This window comes from Curtobacterium sp. L3-7 (assembly GCF_048756585.1).
Classification (GTDB): Bacteria; Actinomycetota; Actinomycetes; order Actinomycetales; family Microbacteriaceae; genus Curtobacterium.
In genome coordinates this window covers 3,001,652-3,027,493 of sequence record NZ_CP151474.1, presented here as the reverse complement: position 1 = coordinate 3,027,493, position 25,842 = coordinate 3,001,652, and the positions used below count along the sequence as shown (strand labels likewise).

General features: G+C 66.7%; 16 protein-coding genes, 1 tRNA gene and 3 rRNA genes. 19 read left to right on the top strand and 1 reads right to left on the bottom strand.

Annotated features, from left to right (window positions below; genetic code table 11):
* Positions 1-50: 50 nt before the first annotated feature.
* Positions 51-2,516, bottom strand: a complete 2,466-nt coding sequence (locus tag AAEP80_RS14580) for a hypothetical protein (RefSeq protein WP_420364923.1) — start codon at positions 2,514-2,516, stop codon at positions 51-53.
* A gap of 136 nt (positions 2,517-2,652) precedes the next feature.
* Between AAEP80_RS14580 and otsA the strand changes: the two genes are divergently transcribed.
* The 19 genes from otsA (at position 2,653) to AAEP80_RS14485 (ending at position 25,809) form a co-directional block, all read left to right on the top strand.
* Complete coding sequence (otsA, locus tag AAEP80_RS14575) at positions 2,653-4,236, top strand: alpha,alpha-trehalose-phosphate synthase (UDP-forming) (protein ID WP_420364922.1); 1,584 nt, start codon at positions 2,653-2,655, stop codon at positions 4,234-4,236.
* Positions 4,229-5,026, top strand: coding sequence for a trehalose-phosphatase (gene otsB, locus AAEP80_RS14570; protein WP_420364921.1), 798 nt, complete (start codon positions 4,229-4,231; stop codon positions 5,024-5,026). The genes otsA and otsB overlap by 8 nt, the downstream gene beginning before the upstream one ends.
* A gap of 92 nt (positions 5,027-5,118) precedes the next feature.
* The gene (gene ilvD / locus AAEP80_RS14565) at positions 5,119-6,813 is read left to right on the top strand and encodes a dihydroxy-acid dehydratase (RefSeq protein ID WP_402730053.1); all 1,695 of its coding nucleotides are present in this window, start codon (positions 5,119-5,121) and stop codon (positions 6,811-6,813) included.
* A gap of 47 nt (positions 6,814-6,860) precedes the next feature.
* On the top strand, positions 6,861-8,684 hold the full coding sequence (locus tag AAEP80_RS14560) for an acetolactate synthase large subunit (protein WP_402730054.1): 1,824 nt from the start codon (positions 6,861-6,863) through the stop codon (positions 8,682-8,684).
* Positions 8,681-9,181, top strand: coding sequence for an acetolactate synthase small subunit (gene ilvN / locus AAEP80_RS14555; protein ID WP_144763790.1), 501 nt, complete (start codon positions 8,681-8,683; stop codon positions 9,179-9,181). Before AAEP80_RS14560 ends, ilvN begins: the two co-directional genes overlap by 4 nt.
* Before the next feature lie 46 nt (positions 9,182-9,227).
* A complete protein-coding gene (ilvC, locus tag AAEP80_RS14550) occupies positions 9,228-10,253 on the top strand; it encodes a ketol-acid reductoisomerase (RefSeq protein ID WP_402730055.1) in 1,026 nt (341 codons plus the stop codon).
* Between the two features lie 213 nt (positions 10,254-10,466).
* Complete coding sequence (locus tag AAEP80_RS14545; protein WP_420364920.1) at positions 10,467-11,657, top strand: mannitol-1-phosphate 5-dehydrogenase; 1,191 nt, start codon at positions 10,467-10,469, stop codon at positions 11,655-11,657.
* Between the two features lie 61 nt (positions 11,658-11,718).
* Positions 11,719-12,183 (top strand): hypothetical protein, encoded by a 465-nt coding sequence (locus AAEP80_RS14540; protein ID WP_281264924.1) that lies wholly within the window; start codon positions 11,719-11,721, stop codon positions 12,181-12,183.
* Positions 12,180-12,557: a hypothetical protein gene (locus AAEP80_RS14535; protein WP_420364919.1), complete on the top strand. Its 378-nt coding sequence runs from the start codon at positions 12,180-12,182 to the stop codon at positions 12,555-12,557. The genes AAEP80_RS14540 and AAEP80_RS14535 overlap by 4 nt, the downstream gene beginning before the upstream one ends.
* Before the next feature lie 147 nt (positions 12,558-12,704).
* Positions 12,705-14,294 carry a phosphoglycerate dehydrogenase gene (gene serA, locus AAEP80_RS14530; RefSeq protein WP_420364918.1) on the top strand — a complete coding sequence of 530 codons (1,590 nt, stop codon included), beginning with the start codon at positions 12,705-12,707 and terminating at the stop codon, positions 14,292-14,294.
* A gap of 10 nt (positions 14,295-14,304) precedes the next feature.
* Positions 14,305-15,372: a 3-isopropylmalate dehydrogenase gene (locus AAEP80_RS14525; protein ID WP_420364917.1), complete on the top strand. Its 1,068-nt coding sequence runs from the start codon at positions 14,305-14,307 to the stop codon at positions 15,370-15,372.
* 15 nt (positions 15,373-15,387) lie between these two features.
* Positions 15,388-16,497 carry a branched-chain amino acid aminotransferase gene (locus tag AAEP80_RS14520; RefSeq protein WP_413601640.1) on the top strand — a complete coding sequence of 370 codons (1,110 nt, stop codon included), beginning with the start codon at positions 15,388-15,390 and terminating at the stop codon, positions 16,495-16,497.
* Positions 16,498-16,527: 30 nt separating this feature from the next.
* Positions 16,528-17,298, top strand: a complete 771-nt coding sequence (locus AAEP80_RS14515) for a fumarylacetoacetate hydrolase family protein (protein WP_281264919.1) — start codon at positions 16,528-16,530, stop codon at positions 17,296-17,298.
* Between the two features lie 516 nt (positions 17,299-17,814).
* Positions 17,815-19,336: ribosomal RNA gene (locus AAEP80_RS14510) — 16S ribosomal RNA — on the top strand.
* Positions 19,337-19,761: 425 nt separating this feature from the next.
* Positions 19,762-22,890, top strand: a 23S ribosomal RNA gene (locus tag AAEP80_RS14505).
* 134 nt (positions 22,891-23,024) lie between these two features.
* A 5S ribosomal RNA gene (gene rrf / locus AAEP80_RS14500) occupies positions 23,025-23,141 on the top strand.
* Together the 16S, 23S and 5S rRNA genes form the textbook arrangement of a ribosomal RNA operon.
* Before the next feature lie 138 nt (positions 23,142-23,279).
* Positions 23,280-24,767, top strand: coding sequence for a glutamate--tRNA ligase (gltX, locus tag AAEP80_RS14495; RefSeq protein ID WP_420364916.1), 1,488 nt, complete (start codon positions 23,280-23,282; stop codon positions 24,765-24,767).
* A 1-nt stretch (position 24,768) separates the two neighbouring features.
* Positions 24,769-25,692 (top strand): NAD(P)/FAD-dependent oxidoreductase, encoded by a 924-nt coding sequence (locus AAEP80_RS14490; protein ID WP_420364915.1) that lies wholly within the window; start codon positions 24,769-24,771, stop codon positions 25,690-25,692.
* 45 nt (positions 25,693-25,737) lie between these two features.
* Positions 25,738-25,809, top strand: a tRNA-Gln gene (locus tag AAEP80_RS14485).
* The last annotated feature ends 33 nt before the right edge of the window (positions 25,810-25,842 follow it).

The following is a 25,842-nucleotide window of genomic DNA, read 5'->3' as shown; positions in this document are numbered from 1 at the left end:
CGCGCCCGGCGGGGAAGCCCCGCCGAGCGCGCAGTCCGTACAGGTCCGGCTCAGTACGCCGAGACCAGCTTGCCGTCCTCGACCTTCAGGAACTCGTAGACGTCGAAGGTGTCCTCCTGGTGCCCGCTGTCCCCGAAGTACGACGTGTAGTCGTACCCGATCACACCGTCCGAGGTGCTCGTCACCTGGATGCTGCCAGAACCCGAGGTCTCCACCTTGAGCTCCGGCATCGTCTTCACCTCGTACTCGACCGCACCGTCCGCGTCGTACGGGCCGTACCAGGGGCAGCCGCTCAGTGCGTCGACGTCGGTCTTCGCGGCGCACGCCGTGATCTCGTCCGTGACGAACTTCTCCGCGTCGGTCGTGAGCTGCTTCGTCGGCTTCGGGGTGAAATCGACGTACGGGCTCGACGAGCCGCCGATCGAGAGCGTCTTCGTCCCACCGGTGAAGTACTTCGTCCCGCCGACCTGTACCCGGTAGGTGCCCGGGTAGGCGAGCGACCGGAAGGTCCCGTCCGAGATCGTCCCGACCCGCTTCCCGCCGACCGTGACCGGGGCGCCCTCGAGCGCGGACGCGGCAGTGATCGACACGGACTCCGCCAGGGGAGCGGTGACACGCCACTCGTCCTTCACGAGCCAACTTGTCCCGGTCCGACGGAGCTCCACCTGACCGGAGCGGTTCTTGCCGCCCTGCGTGTAGCTCACGGTGGCCACGGCACGGTCGCCGCTCGTCGCGACCCGCCCCACACGGACGTCGCTCGGGCGGTTCTCCGCGCTCTTCAGCACGGCGGCGTCGAGCATCGCGGCGTCCTCGGGGACCTCGCTCATCCGCTCGGCGGTCGCGGCGTCGCCCCGAGCGATCGCGTCGACGTAGCTCCGCACCGTCGGCGCAGGGCCCCACACGTTCGACCGGAGGATCCCGGTGGTCACCGCGCCGGCGACGACCACCACCACGACGGCGCCACCGGCGACGAGCGACCGGACCAGGACCTTCTTGGCACGCGGCGACATGGGCGCAGCGGCGCTCGCCGCATCCGGCCCGACGAACGGCTGCGACGCGCCGACGGACGGATGCGATGCGCCGACGAACGGCTGCGAGGCATCGGCGGTCGGCTGGTCCCCGGCGGCCGGGGCGGAAGCGGGACCCGACGCGCCCGTCGGCGCCGCGCCGGCCGTCGGCGCTGCCCAGCCGGGTGCCACCTGGCGCGGGTCGGCACCGACCAGGCGCGACGTGAACAGGACGATGCGCGATCCCAGGCGGGGGACGAGCAGCGGCGCCAGGTACCGCGCGACGACCTCGATCGCCGCACCCCACGCGGCGAACACGACCGGGGTCCACGGCGCGACGCCCATCGACCCGGAGCCGCCGACGACGCTGGACCCGGTCGCCGAGTACGAGAACACCCCGGTACCGAGCACGAACACGACCACGCCGACGACGAGCCAGACCGCTGGTGACACGACCCAGTCGAGGGTGGTCCTGACGCGATCGTTCCGTCGGACGGCGAGTGCGAGGCCGGCGGCGACGGCGGTGAGGGCGACGAACAGCACGAGCAGCCAGAGCCAGCCGGACGCGCCGCCGAACGCGGAGGCGGTCTGTGCGCCGCTGCCGAAGCCGGACACCCCGACGCCCCCGAGGAACCCGAGCGACACGATCGCCGACGCCAGGTTCCCGACGACGAGCGGCAGCGCCGACCCCCACGACGGCTGGACGACGAGCGCGACGACCACCAGGACGACCGTGACGAGCACCACCAGGAACCCGACCTGCCCGACGGCGACGCGAGCGGTGCCGAGCGTCCGGACGGCGAGCACCCGGCCTCGTGCGAGCACGGACGGGCGGGCCAGGAGCGCGGACGCCGCGCCGACGACGAACGCGCCGAGGACGCTGCCGATGCCGATCGCGTGCACGGCGCTGATCGACACCCCGGACGACGCCGGGAACCGGATGGCGAGCACGAGCCCGGCCAGCGTCGTGAACGCGGTGAGCACCAGCCCGGTCACCGCCGAGGTGACGAGGAGCTGCGGCACGCCCAGCGAGCGGCTGCGGATCCGGCGGGTGAGCACGACGGCGATGACGACCTGCGCCGCGAGCACGAGCGCCGGCGCGACGCCGAGCGACGCGGAGCCCGCGAGGCCGAACAGCGGCACGGACCCCGACACGTGCAGTCGTCCGAAGTCGGCGAGGGCGACGAGCTGCGCAGGAGCCCCGAGCAGCACGCTGATGCCGGACAGCAGGCTCTGCAGGTCGGGAGCGGAGGTCGCCGCGCCCGAGTCGGGCACGAACCCGCCGTCGATCGACGCGCCTCCGGACGACCCGGACCCGACGGCGACGATCGCCACGGTCAGCAGCAGCGAGATCCCCGCGACGACGTAGGCCGCGACCCAGGCGCCGGCGCCGGCGATCGCTGCGGCCAGCCAGTCCCGACCGCCGATCGAGCGGAGGAGTCGGCCGAGCGCATCGGGCTCTCGTGGTGCGTCGGGCTCTCGAGGGGGGACGGGTGGGGTGTCGCTCACGGCGGGAGTCCTCTCCGGCCGGGCGGCCGCGCACCAGCCCCTCCGGCACGCCGTGTCCCCCCGACACGGATGCAGCATATCGGAAGCCGCGGATCCTCCGGGAATCAGCTGTCGGCACGCTGGTAACTTCGGACCCGTGCCAGCACCCCACAGCTCTTCCGCCAAGTACTCCTTCGTCGTCGCCTCCAACCGCCTGCCCGTCGACCGCGTCGTGGACGACGAGGGCAACGAGGGCTGGCGGCACTCGCCCGGCGGGCTCGTGACGGCGCTCGAGCCGGTGATGCGTGCGAACGACGGCGCATGGGTCGGCTGGGTGGGGCAGCCGGACGTCGAAGTGGACCCCTTCGACAACGAGGGCATCCACATCGTCCCGGTCCCGCTCAGCACGAGCGAGGTCGAGGAGTACTACGAGGGCTTCAGCAACGACACGCTCTGGCCGCTCTACCACGACGTCATCGAGCACCCGAGCTACCACCGCGACTGGTGGAACTCCTACAAGGGCGTCAACAAGCGCTTCGCCGAGCAGATCGCCGAGATCGTCGAGCAGGACGGCATCGTCTGGGTGCAGGACTACCAACTGCAGCTCGTCCCGGCGCTCCTCCGCGAGCTCCGCCCGGACCTGACGATCGGCTTCTTCAACCACATCCCGTTCCCGCCGGTCGGCATCTACGCGCAGCTGCCGTGGCGTGCGCAGATCCTCGACGGCCTGCTCGGGGCGGACGTGATCGGATTCCAGCGGCACGACGACGCCAGCGACTTCCTCCGCGCGGTGCGGCACATCAAGGGCTACACGACGAAGGGCTCGACGATCGACGTCCCCGTCGACGACCCGAACGCCCCGCGGAGCCGCAAGGGCGTCACGGTCCGCCACGTCGAGGCACGACACTTCCCGATCTCGATCGACGCCGAGAGCTTCGAGGAGATCGCCAGGCGCCCCGAGGTGCAGGAGCGCGCCCGCGAGATCCGACAGGGGCTGGGCAACCCGAAGACCGTGCTGCTCGGCGTCGACCGTCTCGACTACACCAAGGGCATCCGGCACCGCATCAAGGCCTTCGGCGAGCTCATCCAGGACGGCAGGGTCAAGGTCGAGGACGCCACGCTCGTGCAGGTCGCGAGCCCGAGCCGGGAGCGTGTCGACACGTACCGGATGCTCCGCGACGAGATCGAACTGAGCGTCGGGCGGCTGAACGGCGACCTCGGCACGATCACGCACCAGCCCATCTCGTACCTCCACCACGGCTACCCGCGGGAGGAGATGGTGGCGCTCTACCTGGCCGCCGACATCATGCTCGTGACCGCGCTCCGCGACGGCATGAACCTCGTCGCGAAGGAGTACGTCGCCACCCGCTTCGACAACGACGGCGTGCTGATCCTCTCCGAGTTCGCCGGCGCCGCCGACGAACTGAAGCAGGCGGTGATCATCAACCCGCACGACATCGGCGCCCTGAAGGACTCGATCCAGCGTGCGATCGAGATGCCGAAGCGCGAGCGCTCGACGCGGATGCGCGCGCTCCGGAAGCGGGTCCGCGACAACGACGTCGCCCGCTGGTCGCGGTCATTCCTCGAGGCCCTCGACCGGCACGCTCCGCGCAAGGCGCGGATCGACCCGACCGGCGCGGAGCAGCACCGCGAGGCCCAGACCGACAACATGTCGATCTTCGACCAGGACGCGCAGACCGCGCGTGCAGCGGAGGACACCCGGGAGGCTCGTGATGCGTGACCAGTCCACGAACGTCGACGAGACGGCGGCTCCGGAGCTCGAAACGGCCCTCGCGGACCTGGCGGCGTCCGGCACGCTGCTGGTCGCGCTGGACTTCGACGGCACGTTGGCGCCATTCGCCGACGACCCCGGTCAGGTCGGTGCTCTGCCGGGGAGCTGGGCGGCGGTCCTGACGCTGCAGCGCGCGAAGGACACCGAGGTGGTGCTCGTCTCCGGCCGCCCGCTCGACTCGCTCGCCCGGGTCACCGGGGCCCCGTCGGACATGTCGCTCGTCGGCTCGCACGGCGTGGAGTGGCGCGTCGACGGCCACGACCAAGAGGCCCTGACCGCCGAGGAGCACGACCGCGTCGCGCGGATCGGTGCGGCGCTCGACGCCGTCGGGGAGCGCTTCCCCGGGGTCGTCATCGAGCACAAGCCGGCAGGGCACGGCGTGCACACGCGCCGGGTGAGCGCCGAGGTCGCGGCCGAGGCGAACGCCGCAGCGAGTGCGGCGGCGCACGAGGCCGACGCCGACGTCCTCGAACGCGGCGGCAAGGACATCCTCGAGTTCGCGGTGCGACACGTCACGAAGGGCGACGCCATCGACCGGCTCCGCGAGCTCCGTGGCGCCGACGCGGTGTTCTTCGCCGGGGACGACGTCACCGACGAGGACGCCTTCCGGGTGCTCCGCGACGGCGACGTCGGTGTGAAGGTGGGGGAGGGCGACACGCTCGCCGGCCACCGGGTCGCCGATCCCGAGGCCCTGACCGACGTCCTGAAGCAGCTCGCGAGGCTGCGTGCGGTGCGCTGACGAGGTGATCCGAGCCTCCCGTCGGGCCGTTGCAACCATGCGAACGCATCGAAGTGCGCCACTGGTATCCCAATCGGTCCTAGACTCACTCCATGCCTGATATCGACGTCAAGCCGCGGAGCCGGGTCGTCACCGACGGGATCGAAGCAACCACCTCGCGTGGGATGCTGCGTGCCGTCGGGATGGGGGACGAGGACTGGGAGAAGCCGCAGATCGGCATCGCCTCGTCCTGGAACGAGATCACCCCGTGCAACCTGAGCCTCGACCGGCTCGCCCAGGGCGCCAAGGAAGGCGTCCACGGCGGCGGCGGGTACCCCCTGCAGTTCGGCACCATCTCCGTCTCGGACGGCATCTCGATGGGCCACGAGGGGATGCACTTCTCCCTCGTCTCCCGTGAGGTCATCGCCGACAGCGTCGAGACCGTCGTGAACGCCGAGCGCCTGGACGGCACCGTCCTGCTCGCCGGCTGCGACAAGTCGCTCCCCGGCATGCTCATGGCCGCCGCGCGGCTCGACCTCGCGAGCGTCTTCCTCTACGCGGGGTCGGTCATGCCCGGCTACGTGAAGCAGGCAGACGGTTCGATGAAGGAAGTCACGATCATCGACTCCTTCGAGGGTGTCGGCGCGTGCAAGGCCGGCACCATGAGCGAAGAAGAGCTCAAGAAGATCGAGTGCGCGATCGTCCCCGGTGAAGGTGCCTGTGGCGGCATGTACACGGCGAACACGATGGCGTCGGTCGCGGAAGCACTCGGGATGTCGCTCCCGGGATCCGCCGCGCCGCCCAGCGCCGACCGCCGCCGCGACTACTACGCGCACCGCTCCGGCGAGGCCGTCGTGAACATGCTCAAGCACGGCATCACCGCTCGTCAGATCCTGACGCGCGAGGCGTTCGAGAACGCCATCGCCGTCGCCATGGCGCTCGGAGGCTCGACCAACGTCGTGCTGCACCTGCTGGCGATCGCGCACGAAGCCGAGGTCGAACTCAGCCTCGACGACTTCAACCGCATCGGCTCCAAGGTCCCGCACCTGGCGGACATGAAGCCCTTCGGCAAGTACGTCATGGTCGACGTCGACCGCAACGGCGGTATCCCCGTGATCATGAAGGCGCTGCTCGACGCCGGCCTGCTGCACGGCGAGTGCATGACCGTGACGGGCAAGACCGTCGCCGAGAACCTCGCCGAGATCGACCCGCCGGAGCTCGACGGCGAGGTGTTCCGCACGCTGGACAACCCGATCCACGAGACCGGTGGCCTGACGATCCTGCAGGGCTCCTTCGCGCCGGAGGGCGCCGTGGTGAAGACCGCGGGCTTCGACGCATCGGTGTTCGAGGGCCCTGCGCGCGTGTTCGACCGCGAGCGCTCCGCGATGGACGCCCTCACCGAGGGCAGGATCCAGAAGGGCGACGTCGTCGTCATCCGGTACGAGGGCCCCAAGGGCGGTCCCGGCATGCGTGAGATGCTCGCCATCACCGCTGCCATCAAGGGCGCTGGCCTCGGCAAGGATGTACTACTCTTGACCGACGGACGATTCTCAGGCGGCACAACCGGCCTGTGCATCGGCCACATCGCACCGGAAGCAGTGGACGCAGGTCCAGTTGCATTCGTGCGCGATGGCGACCGCATCCGTGTCGACATCGCGGCTCGCTCGCTCGACCTACTGGTCGAGCCTGCCGAGCTGGAAGCCCGCCGTGACGGCTGGGCTCCGCTGCCCCCGCGCTACACCCGCGGAGTCCTCGCGAAGTACGCCAAGCTCGTGCAGTCCGCCGCCAAGGGCGCGGTCACGGGCTAGCGTTCGACACCCGCACCACCGCCATCTCTCCAGGCAAGGAACCCTTCATGCCCACGGAAGCCACACCGCTGTCCGCGGCCACCGGAGCGCGTCGCACTCCCGAGGTCCTGACCGGCTCGGGAGCCGTCCTCCGGACCCTCGAGCACCTCGGGATCACCGACGTCTTCGGGCTGCCCGGCGGCGCGATCATCCCGTTCTACGACGAACTCATGGCGTCGAAGACGATCCGCCACATCCTGGTCCGCCACGAGCAGGGCGCCGGTCACGCGGCCGAGGGCTACGCGTCCGCGTCCGGCAAGGTCGGCGTCGCCATCGCGACGTCCGGCCCCGGCGCGACGAACCTCGTCACCGCGATCGCCGACGCCTACATGGACTCGGTGCCGTTCATCGCGATCACCGGCCAGGTGTTCTCGACGCTGATGGGCACCGACGCCTTCCAGGAAGCGGACATCGTCGGCATCACCATGCCGATCACGAAGCACTCGTTCCTCGTGACCGACCCGGCCGACGTGCCGGCGACCCTGGCCGCCGCGTACCAGATCGCGACGACCGGCCGCCCGGGTCCCGTACTGGTGGACATCACGAAGGACGCCCAGCAGAAGTCGGCGCCGTACGTCTGGCCGCCCAAGATCGACCTGCCCGGCTACCGGCCGGTCACCAAGGCGCACGGCAAGCAGATCACCGCTGCCGCGCAGCTCCTCGCCGGTGCCGAGCGTCCGGTGCTCTACGTCGGCGGCGGTGTCGTCCGCTCCCGCGCGACGGCCGAACTGCTCGCGTTCGCCGAGGCCACTGGTGCGCCCGTCGTCACGACGCTGATGGCTCGCGGGGCCTTCCCGGACTCGCACCCGCAGCACCTCGGCATGCCCGGCATGCACGGCACCGTCCCCGCGGTGCTCGGCCTGCAGGACAGCGACCTGATCGTCGCGCTCGGCGCCCGGTTCGACGACCGGGTGACCGGCAAGGCCGACGAGTTCGCGCCGGACGCCAAGGTCGTGCACGTCGACATCGACCCCGCCGAGATCTCGAAGATCCGCTTCGCCGACGTCCCGATCGTGGGCGACGCGCGCGAGGTGCTCATCGACCTGCTCGACGCGTGGGGCGGCATCCCCGTCGAGGACCGCGCGTCGACGGCCGACTGGTGGACGAAGCTCCGCCAGCTCAAGGTCGACTTCCCGCTCGGGTACGCGGAGCCCACCGACGGACTGCTCGCCCCGCAGGCGATCATCCGACGCATCGGCGAGCTCACCGGACCAGAGGGCATCTACGCCTCCGGAGTCGGCCAGCACCAGATGTGGTCGGCGCAGTTCATCCAGTACGAGCGCCCGAACGCGTGGCTGAACTCCGGCGGCGCCGGGACGATGGGCTACTCGGTCCCCGCCGCCATGGGGGCGAAGGTCGCCGAGCCCGACCGGGTGGTCTGGGCGATCGACGGCGACGGCTGCTTCCAGATGACGAACCAGGAACTCGCGACCTGTGTCATCAACGACATCCCGATCAAGGTCGCGATCATCAACAACTCGTCGCTCGGCATGGTCCGGCAGTGGCAGACGCTGTTCTACGACGGCCGCCACTCCTTCACGGACCTGGAGACCGGCCACTCGACGCGTCGTGTCCCGGACTTCGTCAAGCTCGCCGACGCCTACGGTGCGCTCGGCATCCGGGTCGAGAAGGCCGACGAGGTCGACGCGGCGATCAAGCTCGCCCTCGAGACGAACGACCGGCCCGTGGTGATCGACTTCGTCGTGAGCCGTGACTCGATGGTCTGGCCGATGGTCCCGCAGGGGGTCAGCAACTCGTCCATCGAGTACGCCCAGGCCCTCGCTCCCACCTGGGACGAGGAAGACGCCGACATGACGGGGGAGACCGCATGAGCCACGTCCTGTCCCTCCTGGTCGAGGACAAGCCAGGTCTGCTGACCCGCGTCGCCGGGCTCTTCGCCCGCCGCGGCTTCAACATCGAGTCCCTCGCCGTGGGCAACACCGAGGTCGCTGGCCTGTCCCGCATCACGGTCGTCGTCGACGTCGAGGACCTGCCGCTCGAACAGGTGACCAAGCAGCTCAACAAGCTCGTCAACGTCATCAAGATCGTCGAACTCGACTTCTCGCAGTCGGTCCAGCGCGAGCACATGCTCGTGAAGGTCCGTGTCGACAACCAGACGCGCTCGGCCGTGCTCGAAGCAGTGAACCTGTTCCGCGCCCAGGTCGTCGACGTCGCGAACGACTCGCTCATCGTCGAGGTGACCGGTGACCCCGGCAAGATCCAGGCGATCCTCCGCGTGCTCGAGCCCTACGGCATCAAGGAGCTCGCCCGAGCGGGCCTCCTCGGCATGGGCCGCGGACCGAAGAGCATCACCGACCGGGTGCGCTGAGCGCCACCCGGCCCCGAACGAACCACAACCAAGGAGATCACGCACCGTGACTGACATCGTGTACGACGCCGACGCCGACCTGACCCTCATCCAGGGCAAGAAGGTCGCGGTCATCGGCTACGGATCGCAGGGCCACGCCCACGCCCTCAACCTCCGCGACTCCGGCGTCGAGGTGAAGATCGGTCTGCAGGAAGGCTCGAAGAGCCGCCAGAAGGCCGAGGAGGCGGGCTTCGAGGTCCTCACCCCTGCCGAGGCCACCAAGTGGGCCGACGTCGTCGTGATCCTCGCGCCGGACCAGGTCCAGCGCATCGTCTACAAGGACGACATCGAGCCGAACCTCAAGCAGGGCGCGACCCTCGTCTTCGGCCACGGCTTCAACATCCGCTACGGCTACATCGAGGCACCGGAGGGCGTTGACGTGTCGCTCGTCGCGCCGAAGGGCCCCGGCCACACCGTGCGCCGTGAGTACGAGGCCGGCCGTGGCGTCCCCGTGATCGTCGCCGTCGAGGTCGACGCCTCCGGCTCCGCCTGGGACCTCGCGTGGTCGTACTCCAAGGCGATCGGTGGCCTCCGCTCCGGCGGCATCAAGACCACCTTCACCGAGGAGACCGAGACCGACCTGTTCGGTGAGCAGGCCGTCCTCTGCGGTGGCACGTCGCAGCTCATCCAGTACGGCTTCGAGACCCTCGTCGAGGCGGGCTACCAGCCGCAGATCGCCTACTTCGAGGTGCTCCACGAGCTCAAGCTCATCGTCGACCTCATCTGGGAGGGCGGCCTCACCAAGCAGCGCTGGTCGATCTCCGACACCGCCGAGTTCGGTGACTACGTCTCCGGCCCCCGCGTGATCTCGCCCGAGGTCAAGGAGAACATGAAGGCGGTGCTCGCCGACATCCAGGACGGCACCTTCGCCAAGCGCTTCATCGACGACCAGGACGCCGGCGCCCCGGAGTTCAAGGCGCTCCGCGAGAAGGGCGAGGGCCACCCGATCGAGGCGACCGGTCGCGAGCTGCGCAAGCTGTTCGCGTGGAAGCAGTCGGACTCCGACTACGTCGACGGTTCCGCAGCGCGGTAGTCTTCCCCAGACCACTCGACGACGAGGCGGCGGTGTGCACCCGTGCACCGCCGCCTCTCGATGTGACCCGAACGTTATGCAGCAGCACTCCAGCACCTCCGACGCCGTCGACCGGCGTCCCTCAGGCGACGCGCAGCGCGTTGCGCGACATGCGTCGTCCGTGGCGCCCGCACGGTGGCAGAACCGTACCGATCGGCATGGGATGATCGACGGATGGCGGTGACGAAGCGAGCGGTCCACATCGGCGCCGGCAAGATCGGGCGCGGATTCGTGGGCCAGTTCCTCGTGGCCAGCGGTTACGAGTTGACCTTCGTCGACGTCGACGAGCGGGTCGTCCAGGCCCTCAACGAAGCCGGTCGCTTCGTGGTGCACGAGGTCGGCGAGATGCCGGTCGAGCACCTCGTCTACGGGTTCCGCGCGCTCAGCAGCAAGACCGACCGCGACGCCGTCATCCGGGCGATCGCCGAGGCGGACGTCGTCACCACGGCCGTCGGTGCCCGCACGCTGCCGCTCGTCGCGCCGGTCATCGCCGAAGGGCTCGCGGCGCGGCCGCTCGAGCGCGGTGACGTCACGATCGTCGCGTGCGAGAACGCCTTCAACGCGACGGACTCCCTGCACGCCAGCATCCGTCGTGCCCCGATCCTCGAAGACCGCGACATCGCCGCCGTCTTCGCGAACTGCGCGATCGACCGCATCGTCCCCGACCAGTCCGGCGTGCTCGGGCAGTCCGGCGGACTCGACGTCGTGCTCGAGCCGTTCTACGAGTGGGTCATCGAGCGCACCCCCTTCGCGAGCTCGGACGCCGAGCCCCCGGAGATCGAGGGCGTGACCTGGGTCGACGACCTCCAGCCGTTCGTCGAGCGCAAGCTCTACACGGTGAACACGGCCCACGCGACGGCTGCCTACCACGGCTACGTCCGCGGGATCCGGCTCATCCGCGAAGCGCTCGAGGACACCGCCGTGAAGGCCGAGGTCGACGGCGTCCTCGCGGAGACCACGGCGCTCCTCATCGCGAAGCACGGCTTCGACCCCGAGGAACACGCGCGCTACGTGGCCGCGAACCTCTCCCGGATCGCGAACCCGCACCTGCCGGACACCACCGTCCGCGTCGGTCGGAACCCGCTCCGCAAGCTCGGGCGCCGCGAACGCTTCGTCGGGCCGGCAGCGCAACTCGCCGAGCGCGGCCTCCCCGTGGAGCACCTGCTCGGCGCCGTCCGCGTCGCGCTCGAGTTCGACGACGAGAACGATCCAGAGTCGATCGAGCTGCACGCGTTGCTCCGGTCGGGGGCCACGGCACACGCGCTCACCGAGATCCTCACCGGTCTCATGGAGAGCCACCCGCTGTTCCCGTCCGTCCGGGACGTCGTCGCCGAGGTGCTCGAGTCCCAGGCCGCCGACGCCTGACCGGCGTCGTCAGCCGGGCGTCCGGTCCCGGAGTCGCCACGTCTCTCGTAGAATCGTGGGCATGACCCCGGCACCTCCCGCACACGACGACGCCGCGGCGTCCCCGCCGGACGGCGCGCTCGACCACGACGACGACGCAGCCCTGCAGTGGGGCGACGCGGACGACGCCACCCACGTCGACGCCGCGCACAACCCGGTCCGCGTCAAGGCACGCCGCGAGCACGACCCCGAGGAACCGCTCGGTTCGAGCGCACTCGTCGGCATGGGCGTGTTCGGTGGCATCTACCTGCTCTACACGGTGGCGTGGCTCGTCAGCGCGAGCCTCCTCACCGTCACGGGCTCCGGTGTCGCGGGCATCGTGTCCGAGGTGATGCGCGTCCTCGCGATCATGGCTCCCGCCTTCTGGTTCGCCGCCACGCTCTGGCTCGGGCAGGGGAGCAGGAACCGCACCAAGTTCGTCTGGCTCCTCATCGGGGCGGTCGTGCTGATCCCGTGGCCGTTCATCATGACCAGGAGCTTCGGGTGAGCGCCGCGGTCGCCGAGCGGCCGCGCACGGTCACCGTCGGCAAGGCGGTCGTCTGGGGTGTCGCGGCCGTGTGCCTGGCGTACGTGACCTGGCAGGCCGTCGGCAACCTCGTCGGCGTCTCGAAGTCCGTGTCGGACTTCAACGAGTTCGTCCGGAAGAACGGCGGCACCGGCCTCGAGACGTCGACGCCGTGGGTGGCGCTCGTCCTCGACGTGCTGATCGCGCCGGCCGCCTTCGTCGCCGCCTGGCTGGTGTCGCGCCGGATGGACCTGGTCCGCACGGTCGTCGTCTTCGTCGCCGCGCTCTGCGCGGTCTCCGCGCTCTGGTTCACGCTCCTGCAGTACGTGTCCTCGACGCTCCGCATCGGTTCCTGACACCGGACTGGAGGCTCGTGGCGACGCCGCCACGAGCCTCCAGTCCGTCTTTCGGTTCTCCACAGGGCTCCTGCCGCGGTCGTAACGGCCTGCTCGCCTCGATACGATGGTGGGATACCGCCCGTCTCGTGTGAGGAAACAGCAGCTGTGCCGAAGCCGGTCGTCCTGATCGCCGAAGAACTCTCGCCCGCCACAGTCGACGCCCTCGGGCCCGACTTCGAGATCCGGAACGTGGACGGCACCGACCGATCCGCACTCCTGGCCTCCCTCGCCGACGCGCACGCCATCCTGGTGCGCTCCGCCACCAAGGTCGACGCCGAAGCGATCGCCGCAGCCCCGAACCTCAAGGTCGTCGCCCGTGCGGGTGTCGGCCTCGACAACGTCGACATCAAGGCGGCCACCACAGCCGGCGTGATGGTCGTCAACGCCCCGACGTCGAACATCATCTCGGCGGCCGAACTGACGGTCGGGCACATCCTGTCGCTCGCGCGTCACATCCCGGCGGCGCACGCGTCGCTCGCGGCCGGCGCGTGGAAGCGTTCCGCGTACACCGGCGTCGAGCTGTACGAGAAGACCGTCGGCATCATCGGCCTCGGCCGCATCGGCGCGCTGATCACCCAGCGCCTGCAGGCCTTCGGCGTCTCGGTCATCGCGTACGACCCCTACGTCACCACCGCCCGTGCGCAGCAGCTCGGGGTGGAGCTCGTCTCCCTCGACGACCTGCTGCGGCGCGCCGACTTCGTCACGATCCACATGCCGAAGACGCCGGAGACGCTCGGCATGATCTCGGACGACCAGTTCGCGATCATGAAGCCGACGGCCTTCGTGGTGAACGTCGCCCGCGGTGGCCTCATCGACGAAGACGCGCTGCACCGTGCGCTCACGTCGGACCAGATCGCCGGTGCCGGCCTCGACGTCTTCGTGTCGGAGCCCCCGACGGACTCGCCGCTCGTCTCGCTGCCGAACGTCGTCGTCACGCCGCACCTCGGAGCGTCCACTGACGAAGCCCAGGAGAAAGCGGGCGTCTCGGTCGCCAAGTCGGTGCGGCTCGCCCTCGGCGGGGAGCTCGTGCCCGACGCGGTGAACGTCGCCGGCGGCGTCATCGACCCGTACGTGCGCCCCGGCATCCCGCTCGTCGAGAAGCTCGGCCAGGTCTTCACGGCCCTCGCCACCTCGCCGGTGACCAGCATCGACGTCGAGGTCCACGGCGAGCTCGCCGAGTTCGACGTCAGCGTCCTCAAGCTGGCGGCGCTCAAGGGCGTCTTCACCGACGTCGTGAGCGACCAGGTGTCCTACGTCAACGCCCCGCTCATCGCGGAGCAGCGCGGGGTCAGCGTGCGGCTCATCACCGACTCGGACAGCCCGGAGTACCGCAACGTGCTGACGATCCGTGGCGCCCAGTCCGAGGGCCCGGCGATCAGCGTCTCCGGCACGCTCACCGGCCCGAAGCAGGTCGAGAAGCTCGTGGAGATCAACGGCTACGACGTCGAAGTGGCACTCGACAAGCACCACGTGGTCATGGACTACACCGACCGGCCCGGCATCGTCGCGGTCTACGGCAAGGAGTTCGGCGAGGCGGGCATCAACATCGCCGCCATGCAGATCGCGCGGCACTCGGCCGGTGGTCAGGCGCTCAGCGTCCTGACCGTCGACTCGCCCGTGCCGGCGGACATCCTCGAGCACGTCCGTTCGACGATCGACGCCTCCTCGCTCCGCGAGATCGACATCACGCTCTAGGGGAGCACTCATGACGCAGACGCTCAAGCTCGCCGTCATCCGTGGTGACGGCATCGGACCAGAGGTCGTGGACGAGGCCCTCAAGGTCCTGCACGCCGTCACCCCGGACGACCTCGTCATCGAGGAGACCCCGTTCTCGCTCGGAGCCACTCGGTTCCTCGAGACCGGCGACATCCTGACGGACGAGGACATGGCTGCTGTCGCGACGCACGATGCGATCCTGCTCGGCGCGGTCGGCGGGGATCCCCGTGATCCCCGCCTGGCCGGCGGCATCATCGAGCGTGGGCTGCTGCTGAAGCTGCGGTTCGCCTTCGACCACTACGTCAACCTGCGTCCGACGAAGGTCTACGACTCCGTCGTCACACCGCTGGCCTCCCCGGGGGACGTGGACTTCGTCGTCGTGCGGGAAGGCACCGAGGGGCCCTACGTCGGCAACGGGGGAGCGATCCGCGTCGGCACGCCGCACGAGATCGCGACCGAGGTCTCGGTGAACACGGCGTACGGCGTCGAGCGCACCGTGCGGTACGCGTTCGACCTGGCGAGCCGTCGTCCTCGCAAGCACCTGACACTCGTGCACAAGAGCAACGTGCTCGTGAACGCCGGGGCGCTCTGGCAGCGCACGGTGGCCGCGGTCGGGGCGGAGTACTCGGACGTCACCGTGGACTACCAGCACGTCGACGCCGTCACCATCCACATGGTGCGGGAGCCTGCTAGGTTCGACGTCATCGTCACCGACAACCTCTTCGGCGACATCATCACCGACCTGGCCGGCGCGATCAGCGGCGGCATCGGTCTGGCGGCCTCGGGCAACATCAACCCGGACGGCACCTTCCCCAGCATGTTCGAGCCGGTGCACGGATCCGCGCCGGACATCGCGGGTCAGCAGAAGGCCGATCCCACGGCCGCCATCCTCTCCGTCGCACTCCTGCTCGACCACATCGGTCGGGGTGACCTGGCGACGGCGGTGACACGGGCGGTGGAAGCGGACCTGGCTGACCGGGGCACCACGCAGCGTCGCACGGCCGAGATCGGCGACGCCATCGCCGCCGCGGCCACAGCGCGCACCACCACCGCCTGAAAGGGAGCCACACCGATGAGCACCGAGACAGTCTTCGGACTCGAGTTCTCCACCACCCCGTCCGCCGAGCGCCGTGCCGAGGCGGAGCGCGAGACGATCCTGGCGGACCCGGGGTTCGGCAAGCACTTCACCGACCACATGGCCACCGTCGAGTGGACGCTCGACGCCGGCTGGCACGACGCCTCGATCCACCCGTACGGGCCGCTCTCGCTCGACCCCAGCGCCAGCGTGCTGCACTACGCGCAAGAGATCTTCGAGGGGCTGAAGGCGTACCGCCACGCCGACGGCTCGGTGTGGACGTTCCGTCCGGAAGCGAACGCCAAGCGGTTCCAGCGCTCCGCCCGCCGACTCGCGCTGCCGGAGCTGCCGGTCGAGGTGTTCGTCGAGTCCATCCGGCAGCTGGTCAGGACCGACGTCGACTGGGTACCGGGTGCCCCGGAAACGAGCCTGTACCTGCGGCCGTTCATGATCGCCACCGAGTCGTTCCTCGGGGTCCGTGCGGCGCAGGCGGTGTCCTACCACTGCATCGCGAGTCCGGCCGGCGCGTACTTCACGTCCGGGCCGAAGCCGGTGTCCATCTGGCTGTCGTCGAACTACGCCCGTGCGGGTCGGGGCGGTACCGGTGCTGCCAAGACCGGCGGCAACTACGCCGCCTCGCTGCTGCCCCAGCAAGAGGCATACGAGCACGGCTGCCAGCAGGTGATGTTCCTCGACTCCGAAGAGGGCAAGTACCTCGAAGAACTCGGCGGCATGAACGTCGTGCTCGTGAAGGCGGACGGCACGCTCGTGACGCCCGACTCGGACTCCATCCTCGAAGGGATCACGCGCGACTCGATCCTGCAGCTCGCGGAAGACCGCGGCCTGCGGGTCGAGCGGCGTCGGGTGACCCTCGACGAGTGGCGTGACGGCGTCGCGGACGGCTCCATCACCGAGGCCTTCGCGTGCGGCACCGCCGCCGTGGTGACCCCGATCGCCGAACTCCGCGGCGACGGCTTCACGATCGGATCGCCCACGGTCGGTGCCGGCGAACTGACGATGTCCCTCCGAGAAGAGCTCACCGACATCCAGTCCGGCCGTCGTCCCGACCCGCACGGGTGGATGACCAAGCTGACCGACGCGTCCTGATCCCGGGCTCGGCGTCGGTAGGGTCGAACGGTGAAGATCGCACGGTTCAGCAGCAAGGGTGAAGACCCCCGGTACGGCATCCTCGACGAGCGCGCTCTGGTGGTGCTCGCGGGAGACCCGATGTACCAGGGCTTCGAGACCACGGGGGAGCGGGTGCCCCTGTCGGAAGCGAAGCTCCTCGCACCGGTGATCCCGCGCTCCAAGGTCATCGGCGTCGGACTCAACTACGCCGAGCACGCCGACGAGATGGACGACGTGTCGGGTGACGACCCCGTGGTGTTCCTCAAGCCGAACACCTCGGTCATCGGCCCGGACGACCCCATCCGTCTGCCGGAGGGTGTCGGCCGCGTCGACCACGAGGGCGAACTCGCCATCGTGATCGGTTCGCTCGCGAAGAACGTCACGCGCGAGGACTTCGCGAGTGTCATCCTCGGGTACACGATCGCGAACGACGTGACCGCCCGTGACCTCCAGGCCCGCGACGGCCAGTGGACCCGGGCGAAGGGGTTCGACACGTTCTGCCCGCTCGGCCCGGTGATCGAGACCGAGATCGACCCGTCGGACATCCGTCTCGAGACCCGAGTCGACGGCGACCTGCGCCAGGTGGCGTCGACGAGCGAGATGGTGCACGACATCCCGTCGCTCATCGAGTTCGTGTCGTCGATCTGGACGTTGCTGCCCGGGGACGTCATCCTCACCGGGACCCCCGCCGGCGTGGGGGAGATCCGTGACGGCGAGGTCGTCGAGGTGACCATTTCCGGCATCGGCACGTTGAAGAACCCGGTCATCGCCCGCAAGTGACGACCAGACGAAGGGCCCCACATCCACCCGGATGTGGGGCCCTTCGTCGTTCGACGACACCTGTTCCCCGTCGTTCCGGGCGACACGCCGTCGTGCAGCCCCGGTTTGCCCGATCCGCGGATCGTGCGTAGAGTTCTTACTCGTCACCCCAAAGGTGCGGCGGAGAAGCCGAGACGGTCACCCGGAGCGAAAGCCCCGATGATGCAGTCCAGCCGAGCCGACCTCAAGTGGGACCACCCACTCCAATGAAGCCGGTCGAAAGACCGCCACTGAAGTAGTGGTACAGTACCGAAGTTGCCCGAGCGGGCATTCCCTCCAGGGAGAAGAAGCTCGGCGCGTCTGGTCCTTGAGAACTCAACAGCGTGCACATTGTCAATGCCAATTTATTGACCCCGTGCTCGGCCGGTTTTGCTGGTCGAGTCGGAGACAATTCCTTTTGGATTGAAGATTGTCAGTAGACAGTCAACAGTCAAGATCAACTCGGCCTGACGCTTTCGGGTGTTGGGTCTGTAATTTTTTACGGAGAGTTTGATCCTGGCTCAGGACGAACGCTGGCGGCGTGCTTAACACATGCAAGTCGAACGATGATGCCCAGCTTGCTGGGTGGATTAGTGGCGAACGGGTGAGTAACACGTGAGTAACCTGCCCCTGACTCTGGGATAAGCGTTGGAAACGACGTCTAATACTGGATATGATCACTGGCCGCATGGTCTGGTGGTGGAAAGATTTTTTGGTTGGGGATGGACTCGCGGCCTATCAGCTTGTTGGTGAGGTAATGGCTCACCAAGGCGACGACGGGTAGCCGGCCTGAGAGGGTGACCGGCCACACTGGGACTGAGACACGGCCCAGACTCCTACGGGAGGCAGCAGTGGGGAATATTGCACAATGGGCGAAAGCCTGATGCAGCAACGCCGCGTGAGGGATGACGGCCTTCGGGTTGTAAACCTCTTTTAGTAGGGAAGAAGCGAGAGTGACGGTACCTGCAGAAAAAGCACCGGCTAACTACGTGCCAGCAGCCGCGGTAATACGTAGGGTGCAAGCGTTGTCCGGAATTATTGGGCGTAAAGAGCTCGTAGGCGGTTTGTCGCGTCTGCTGTGAAATCCCGAGGCTCAACCTCGGGCTTGCAGTGGGTACGGGCAGACTAGAGTGCGGTAGGGGAGATTGGAATTCCTGGTGTAGCGGTGGAATGCGCAGATATCAGGAGGAACACCGATGGCGAAGGCAGATCTCTGGGCCGTAACTGACGCTGAGGAGCGAAAGCATGGGGAGCGAACAGGATTAGATACCCTGGTAGTCCATGCCGTAAACGTTGGGCGCTAGATGTAGGGACCTTTCCACGGTTTCTGTGTCGTAGCTAACGCATTAAGCGCCCCGCCTGGGGAGTACGGCCGCAAGGCTAAAACTCAAAGGAATTGACGGGGGCCCGCACAAGCGGCGGAGCATGCGGATTAATTCGATGCAACGCGAAGAACCTTACCAAGGCTTGACATACACCGGAAACGGCCAGAGATGGTCGCCCCCTTGTGGTCGGTGTACAGGTGGTGCATGGTTGTCGTCAGCTCGTGTCGTGAGATGTTGGGTTAAGTCCCGCAACGAGCGCAACCCTCGTTCTATGTTGCCAGCGGGTTATGCCGGGGACTCATAGGAGACTGCCGGGGTCAACTCGGAGGAAGGTGGGGATGACGTCAAATCATCATGCCCCTTATGTCTTGGGCTTCACGCATGCTACAATGGCCGGTACAAAGGGCTGCGATACCGTAAGGTGGAGCGAATCCCAAAAAGCCGGTCTCAGTTCGGATTGAGGTCTGCAACTCGACCTCATGAAGTCGGAGTCGCTAGTAATCGCAGATCAGCAACGCTGCGGTGAATACGTTCCCGGGCCTTGTACACACCGCCCGTCAAGTCATGAAAGTCGGTAACACCCGAAGCCGGTGGCCTAACCCTTGTGGAAGGAGCCGTCGAAGGTGGGATCGGTGATTAGGACTAAGTCGTAACAAGGTAGCCGTACCGGAAGGTGCGGCTGGATCACCTCCTTTCTAAGGAGCATCTGGCATCGCTTGCGATGTCCAGGCGCCGGATCGAGACGAACGTTCTCGCCGGTAGCTCATGGGTGGAACATTGACAGTGCAGTCGGGAGCGCGGCTTCCGGTCTTAGTACGCCAGGTCTTCGGGTCTGGTTGGAAGGGGTCGGGGGTGAGCGGGCTGGCTGGTGCACGTTGTTGGGTCCTGAGGGACCAGGCTTCCTGCCGTCCACGTGAGTGGTGGTGGGGGTTGGGCCGGCGGAGTGATCCGCATGGTTCTTCGATGGGCCACATGAAGCTAGCTGTTATGGCTGGGGGAGTGTGGTGCCGATCGTATGTTGAGAACTACACAGTGGACGCGAGCATCTTAGATCGCTCGCAACGATGACTGCTCTTCGGGGTGGTCGTGTTGTCGAGTCGATCGCAATTTTAATCTTTGTGGTCAAGTTTCTAAGAGCAAACGGTGGATGCCTTGGCATCTGGAGCCGAAGAAGGACGTAGAAATCTGCGATAAGCCTCGGGGAGCTGATAATCGAGCTGTGAGCCGAGGATTTCCGAATGGGGAAACCCCGCCAGGCGACTTGTCGACCTGGTGACTCCCGCCTGAATATATAGGGCGGGTAGAGGGAACGTGGGGAAGTGAAACATCTCAGTACCCACAGGAAGAGAAAACAACATGTGATTCCGTGAGTAGTGGCGAGCGAAAGCGGATGAGGCTAAACCGATCATGTGTGATAGCCGGCGGGCGTTGCATGGTCGGGGTTGTGGGACACGTCGCTCAGTTCTGCCGGACTGGGGCGGTTACAGCGCATCATAGTCGAACCGGTTTGAAAGCCGGGCCGTAGTGGGTGCCAGCCCCGTAGACGAAATGGTGTTATGGCCGGATGTGTATCCCAAGTAGCACGGGGCCCGAGAAATCCCGTGTGAATCTGTCAGGACCACCTGATAAGCCTAAATACTCCCAGATGACCGATAGCGGACAAGTACCGTGAGGGAAAGGTGAAAAGTACCCCGGGAGGGGAGTGAAATAGTACCTGAAACCGTTTGCTTACAAACCGTCGGAGCCTCCTTGTAGGGGTGACGGCGTGCCTTTTGAAGAATGAGCCTGCGAGTTAGTGATATGTGGCGAGGTTAACCCGTGTGGGGCAGCCGTAGCGAAAGCGAGTCTGAATAGGGCGATTTTAGTCGCATGTCCTAGACCCGAAGCGAAGTGATCTATCCATGGCCAGGTTGAAGCGACGGTAAGACGTCGTGGAGGACCGAACCCACTTCAGTTGAAAATGGAGGGGATGAGCTGTGGATAGGGGTGAAAGGCCAATCAAACTTCGTGATAGCTGGTTCTCTCCGAAATGCATTTAGGTGCAGCGTTGCGTGTTTCTCGCCGGAGGTAGAGCTACTGGATGGCCGATGGGCCTCAACAGGTTACTGACGTCAGCCAAACTCCGAATGCCGGTGAGTGAGAGCGCAGCAGTGAGACGGTGGGGGATAAGCTTCATCGTCGAGAGGGAAACAACCCAGACTACCAACTAAGGCCCCTAAGCGTGTGCTAAGTGGGAAAGGATGTGGAGTTGCATAGACAACCAGGAGGTTGGCTTAGAAGCAGCCACCCTTGAAAGAGTGCGTAATAGCTCACTGGTCAAGTGATTCCGCGCCGACAATGTAACGGGGCTCAAGCACACCGCCGAAGTTGTAGATTTCGCATGTTAGACAAGCCTTCGTGGTTCAGTCGTGCGGAGTGGTAGGAGAGCGTCGTGTGGCGAGTGAAGCGGCGGAGTAATCCAGCCGTGGACGCCACACGAGTGAGAATGCAGGCATGAGTAGCGAAAGACGGGTGAGAAACCCGTCCTCCGAAAGACCAAGGGTTCCAGGGCCAGGTTAATCCGCCCTGGGTAAGTCGGGACCTAAGGCGAGGCCGACAGGCGTAGTCGATGGACAACGGGTTGATATTCCCGTACCGGCGAACAACCGCCCAAGCTAATCCAGTGGTGCTAAGAGTCCTAACCCGTATCCAGCGGATCCCTTCGGGGTGAAGCGGTGCGGTCTAACGCTCGACCCCATGCTGGTGCGGTTAGCGTATGAACAGGTGTGACGCAGGAAGGTAGCTGAGCCAGGCGATGGTATCCGTAAGGTGAACCTGGTGTAAGGATGTAGGGCTGACGATAGGCAAATCCGTCGTCTGTACGCCTGAGATCCGACGCGTACCCGTTAGGGGAAATCAGTGATCCTATGCTGCCGAGAAAAGCATCGACGCGAGGTTGCAGCCGCCCGTACCCGAAACCGACTCAGGTGGTCAGGTAGAGAATACCAAGGAGATCGAGAGAATCGTGGTTAAGGAACTCGGCAAAATGCCCCCGTAACTTCGGGAGAAGGGGGGCCGGACACGTGACCGGATTCACTCCGTGAGCGTTGAAGGCCGCAGAGACCAGTGGGAAGCGACTGTTTACTAAAAACACAGGTCCGTGCGAAGTCGCAAGACGATGTATACGGACTGACGCCTGCCCGGTGCTGGAAGGTTAAGAGGAGGGGTTAGGTTTCGGCCGAAGCTCTGAATTTAAGCCCCAGTAAACGGCGGTGGTAACTATAACCATCCTAAGGTAGCGAAATTCCTTGTCGGGTAAGTTCCGACCTGCACGAATGGCGTAACGACTTCCCAGCTGTCTCAACCGCGAACTCGGCGAAATTGCACTACGAGTAAAGATGCTCGTTACGCGCAGCAGGACGGAAAGACCCCGTGACCTTTACTACAGTTTGGTATTGGTGTTCGGAGTGGCTTGTGTAGGATAGGTGGGAGACTGTGAAGCGGGCACGCTAGTGTTCGTGGAGTCATTGTTGAAATACCACTCTGGTCACTTTGGATGTCTAACGTAGGACCCTGATCGGGTTCATGGACAGTGCCTGATGGGTAGTTTAACTGGGGCGGTTGCCTCCCAAAGAGTAACGGAGGCGCCCAAAGGTTCCCTCAACCTGGTTGGCAATCAGGTGGCGAGTGTAAGTGCACAAGGGAGCTTGACTGTGAGACTGACAGGTCGAGCAGGGACGAAAGTCGGGACTAGTGATCCGGCAGTGGCTTGTGGAAGCGCTGTCGCTCAACGGATAAAAGGTACCTCGGGGATAACAGGCTGATCTTGCCCAAGAGTCCATATCGACGGCATGGTTTGGCACCTCGATGTCGGCTCGTCGCATCCTGGGGCTGGAGTAGGTCCCAAGGGTTGGGCTGTTCGCCCATTAAAGCGGTACGCGAGCTGGGTTTAGAACGTCGTGAGACAGTTCGGTCCCTATCCGCTGCGCGCGTTGGAAATTTGAGAAGATCTATCCCTAGTACGAGAGGACCGGGATGGACGAACCTCTGGTGTGTCAGTTGTTCTGCCAAGGGCACCGCTGATTAGCTACGTTCGGACCGGATAACCGCTGAAAGCATCTAAGCGGGAAGCCGTCTTCGAGATGAGATTTCCATGCACCTTGAGTGTGAGAGGCTCCCAGCAGACTACTGGGTTGATAGGCCGGATGTGGAAGCGGGGACTAACGACCCGTGGAGCTGACCGGTACTAATAAGCCGAAGACTTGACAACACAATTATTTCCGTGACTTTCGGGTCACGGGCTCGCGTCCACTTTGTGGTTCCCGACAGACGATCGGGAATCAATTGAATACTTCAGCAACGGCTTGAAGGAACATGTTGAGACCAGATCATGGTCGACAGTGTTCCGGTGGTCATAGCGAGAGGGAAACGCCCGGTCACATTCCGAACCCGGAAGCTAAGCCTCTCAGCGCCGATGGTACTGCAAGGGGGACCTTGTGGGAGAGTAGGACGCCGCCGGACTTCTTTTGCAACACCAGGGAACCCCTGACCAGTACTGGTCAGGGGTTTTCTGCGTTTACGGTGCGTCCCAGGACCGCTTCAACGCCGTCCACACAGGCCGCCGCCGCCTGGGTCGCCCGCGATAGGATCGTCGGCGTCATGACTGCGCCATTCACCACCGCCACCGGTTCCGACGTCCGCGTCCGATTCTGCCCCTCGCCGACAGGGACGCCGCACGTCGGCCTCGTGCGGACGGCCCTGTTCAACTGGGCCTACGCTCGCCACACCGGCGGCAAGCTCGTGTTCCGCATCGAGGACACCGACGCGGCACGGGACAGCGAGGAGTCGTACCAGCAGATCATCGAGGCGCTGCGGTGGCTGCAGCTCGACTGGGACGAAGGCGTCGAGGTGGGGGGACCGCACGGCCCCTACCGGCAGTCCGAGCGGTCCGACGTCTACGAGGACGCCATCGCGAAGCTCAAGGACGCCGGCCACCTCTACGAGTCCTTCGTGACGCCGGAAGAGATGGAGGCGCGGAACATCGCGGCCGGTCGAGACCCGAAGCAGGGCTACGACAACCACGAGCGCGACCTGAGCGACGACGAGCGCCAGGCGTTCCGTGACCAGGGGCGTGCGCCGGCACTGCGGCTCCGCGTGCCGGACCGGGATCTGAGCTTCGACGACCTGGTCCGCGGCGAGATCACGTTCAAGCAGGGCACGTTCCCGGACTTCGTGGTGGTGCGTCCGAACGGCAAGCCGCTGTACACGTTCACGAACCCGGTCGACGACGCGCTCATGGGTGTGACGCACGTGCTCCGTGGCGAGGACATCCTGTCGTCGACGCCGCGACAGATCGCCCTCTACGAGGCGCTGTTCGAGATCGGGATGGCTGAGTTCATCCCGCGCTTCGGGCATCTTCCGTACGTGATGGGCGAGGGCAACAAGAAGCTCTCCAAGCGCGACCCGGAGTCGAACCTCTTCCACCACCGCGCGAACGGCATGATCCCCGAGGGGCTCATCAACTACCTCGCACTGCTCGGTTGGTCGATCGGTCCCGACCGCGACGTGTTCTCGATCGACGAGATGGTCGAGGCGTTCGACGTCGCCGACGTGAACCCGAACCCGGCCCGCTTCGACCACAAGAAGGCCGAGTCGATCAACGGCGACCACATCCGCCTGCTCGAGCCGGGGGACTTCCGGGACCGCCTGAAGCCGTACCTGACCGATTACCTCTCGGACCCGGCCACCCCCGAGCAGGAGCACGTGCTCGAGGCCGCGGCGCCGTTGGTGCAGGAGCGCATGCAGCTGCTCAGCGAGGCCCCGGGGATGCTCGGGTTCCTGTTCACGGCGGACGGCGACCTGGTCGTCGAGGAGGACGCGCTCGCGAGCCTCAAGGGCGACCCGACCGAGGTCCTCACCGCGAGCATCGCCGCGCTCGAGCCGCTCGACGACTGGCGGACCGAGGCGATCGAGGGTGCGCTCCGCGTCGCGCTGATCGACGGTCTCGGCCTGAAGCCGCGCCTGGCGTTCGGACCGCTGCGTGTCGCGGTCTCCGGTCGTCGGATCAGCCCTCCTCTGTTCGAGTCGATGGAGATCCTCGGCAAGGACTCGACGCTCGCACGGCTCCGCGCACTCTCGGCTCGCTGACGTGTACGACGTCGCGGTGATCGGTGCGGGGCCTGCTGGTCTCAGTGCCGCGCTCAACCTGGTGCGGGCGAAGCGGTCCGTGCTGCTGCTCGACGCGAACCGTCCGCGGAACGCCGCCACCCTGCGGTCGCACGGCTTCCTGACTCGCGACGGGGTGTCGCCGCTCGAGCTCCGGAAGCTCGGACGCGCGGAGGTCGAACAGTACGCAGAGGCCACGGTCGTGCAGACGATCGTCGACCGGGTCGCACCGGACGGCGGCGGCTGGCGTGTGCACGGGACCTGGCGCGGCGCCGAGGTGGACGAGACGGCGCGCACCGTGGTCATCGCGACCGGGCTCCGTGAGGAGTTCCCGGCGCTGCCGTCCCTGCGGGCGTTCTACGGCACCGCGATGCACAGCTGCGTCGAGTGCGATGCCTACGAGCGGTCCGGCGAACCCCTGGCGTTCGTGTGCGAGACCGCCGACGTCGTCGATCGGGCGCTGCTCATCGCGGCGTGGACGGACGACCTCGTCGTGTACACGAACGGGATCGCGCCGCTCGATGCCGACGGCCGCCGACGGCTGGCCGACGCGGGCGTGCGGATCGACGAGCGGCCCGTTGCCGACCTGGAGGGGGACCGGTCCGGGATGACCGGCGTGCGCCTCGCAGACGGCCACGTGGAGCCGCGCACGGGCGGGTTCGTCCGGCCGACGTGGCACGTCGACCTGGACTGGGTCGACGCGGCACTCGACCGCGACGCCGAGGGACTCGTGGTGGTCGACCGCGTCGGACGCACGACGGTCCCCGGGCTGTACGCCGTCGGCGACGTGACCCCGCCCGGGCCCGAGCAGCTCATCGTCGCCGCCGGGCACGGTGCGACGACCGCCGCCGCGGTGCACCGTGACCTCGTCGGTGGTCTTGCGGACCTCCGGGATGCTGTACAGTAGATGACCGTGCCCCGGACAACGGGGACGGAAGACCGACAGGTCTTTTGGGGTATGGTGTAATTGGCAACACAGCGGTTTCTGGTACCGTCGTTCTTGGTTCGAGTCCAGGTACCCCAGCAGATGTGAGAACGGCCCCCGGGATGTCCCGGG

What these genes read in the sequence shown, in the direction of transcription:
- otsB (WP_420364921.1), top strand. Translation starts at nt 4,229, where the DNA reads ATGCGTGACCAGTCCACGAACGTCGACGAGACGGCGGCTCCGGAGCTC.
- AAEP80_RS14560 (WP_402730054.1), top strand. Translation starts at nt 6,861, where the DNA reads ATGCCCACGGAAGCCACACCGCTGTCCGCGGCCACCGGAGCGCGTCGC.
- AAEP80_RS14540 (WP_281264924.1), top strand. Translation starts at nt 11,719, where the DNA reads ATGACCCCGGCACCTCCCGCACACGACGACGCCGCGGCGTCCCCGCCG.
- ilvD (WP_402730053.1), top strand. Translation starts at nt 5,119, where the DNA reads ATGCCTGATATCGACGTCAAGCCGCGGAGCCGGGTCGTCACCGACGGG.
- ilvN (WP_144763790.1), top strand. Translation starts at nt 8,681, where the DNA reads ATGAGCCACGTCCTGTCCCTCCTGGTCGAGGACAAGCCAGGTCTGCTG.
- AAEP80_RS14520 (WP_413601640.1), top strand. Translation starts at nt 15,388, where the DNA reads ATGAGCACCGAGACAGTCTTCGGACTCGAGTTCTCCACCACCCCGTCC.
- AAEP80_RS14525 (WP_420364917.1), top strand. Translation starts at nt 14,305, where the DNA reads ATGACGCAGACGCTCAAGCTCGCCGTCATCCGTGGTGACGGCATCGGA.
- gltX (WP_420364916.1), top strand. Translation starts at nt 23,280, where the DNA reads ATGACTGCGCCATTCACCACCGCCACCGGTTCCGACGTCCGCGTCCGA.
- AAEP80_RS14545 (WP_420364920.1), top strand. Translation starts at nt 10,467, where the DNA reads ATGGCGGTGACGAAGCGAGCGGTCCACATCGGCGCCGGCAAGATCGGG.